The sequence below is a fragment of the Rugamonas sp. FW305-51 genome, from assembly GCF_058786935.1.
Genome location: NZ_JBYSZG010000107.1, coordinates 1 through 1688 on the forward strand (window position 1 = coordinate 1; position 1688 = coordinate 1688).

Consider the following 1688-nt stretch of genomic DNA (forward strand, 5'->3'; position numbering starts at 1 on the left):
CTGCTGGAGGTATCAGAAGTGCGAATGCTGACATGAGTAGCGATAATGGGGGTGAAAAGCCCCCACGCCGTAAGCCCAAGGTTTCCTGTTCAACGTTCATCGGAGCAGGGTGAGTCGGCCCCTAAGGCGAGGCAGAGATGCGTAGCTGATGGGAAGCAGGTTAATATTCCTGCACCGTCGTATGATGCGATGGGGGGACGGATCGCGGAAGGTTGTCTGACTGTTGGAATAGTCAGTTTCTGGTTCATAGAAGGCGCTTAGGCAAATCCGGGCGCGTAATTCAAGGGACTGGGACGAGGTGCTTAGGCACTGAAGCAATCGGAAGTGGTTCCAAGAAAAGCCTCTAAGCTTCAGTCATACGAGACCGTACCGCAAACCGACACAGGTGGGCGAGATGAGTATTCTAAGGCGCTTGAGAGAACTCGGGAGAAGGAACTCGGCAAATTGGTACCGTAACTTCGGGAAAAGGTACGCCCCGGTAGCTTGACCACTTTACTGTGGAAGGGTGAAAGGGTTGCAATAAACTGGTGGCTGCGACTGTTTAATAAAAACACAGCACTCTGCAAACACGAAAGTGGACGTATAGGGTGTGACGCCTGCCCGGTGCTGGAAGATTAAATGATGGGGTGCAAGCTCTTGATTGAAGTCCCAGTAAACGGCGGCCGTAACTATAACGGTCCTAAGGTAGCGAAATTCCTTGTCGGGTAAGTTCCGACCTGCACGAATGGCGTAACGATGGCCACACTGTCTCCTCCCGAGACTCAGCGAAGTTGAAATGTTTGTGATGATGCAATCTACCCGCGGCTAGACGGAAAGACCCCATGAACCTTTACTGTAGCTTTGCATTGGACTTTGAACCAATCTGTGTAGGATAGGTGGGAGGCTTTGAAGCGGGGACGCCAGTTCTCGTGGAGCCAACCTTGAAATACCACCCTGGTTTGTTTGAGGTTCTAACCTTGGTCCGTTATCCGGATCGGGGACAGTGCATGGTAGGCAGTTTGACTGGGGCGGTCTCCTCCTAAAGTGTAACGGAGGAGTTCGAAGGTACGCTAGGTACGGTCGGACATCGTGCTAATAGTGCAATGGCATAAGCGTGCTTAACTGCGAGACTGACAAGTCGAGCAGGTACGAAAGTAGGACATAGTGATCCGGTGGTTCTGTATGGAAGGGCCATCGCTCAACGGATAAAAGGTACTCTGGGGATAACAGGCTGATTCCTCCCAAGAGTTCATATCGACGGGGGAGTTTGGCACCTCGATGTCGGCTCATCACATCCTGGGGCTGTAGCCGGTCCCAAGGGTATGGCTGTTCGCCATTTAAAGTGGTACGTGAGCTGGGTTTAAAACGTCGTGAGACAGTTTGGTCCCTATCTGCCGTGGGCGTTGGAAATTTGAAGGGGGCTGCTCCTAGTACGAGAGGACCGGAGTGGACGAACCTCTGGTGTACCGGTTGTCACGCCAGTGGCATTGCCGGGTAGCTAAGTTCGGAAGAGATAACCGCTGAAAGCATCTAAGCGGGAAACTTGCCTTAAGATGAGATTTCCCGGAGCCTTGAGCTCCTTGAAGGGTCGTTCGAGACCAGGACGTTGATAGGCTGGGTGTGGAAGTGCAGTAATGCATTAAGCTAACCAGTACTAATTGCCCGTACGGCTTGTCCCTATAACCTTAGCAGGTTGTAAGAATAAGAAG

1 rRNA gene is annotated in these 1688 nt (G+C 52.0%); it reads left to right on the forward strand.

From position 1 onward, the window contains the following. Positions 1–1658: ribosomal RNA gene (locus AC3WOS_RS28475) — 23S ribosomal RNA — on the forward strand; the annotation flags it as partial. Positions 1659–1688 lie beyond the last annotated feature (30 nt).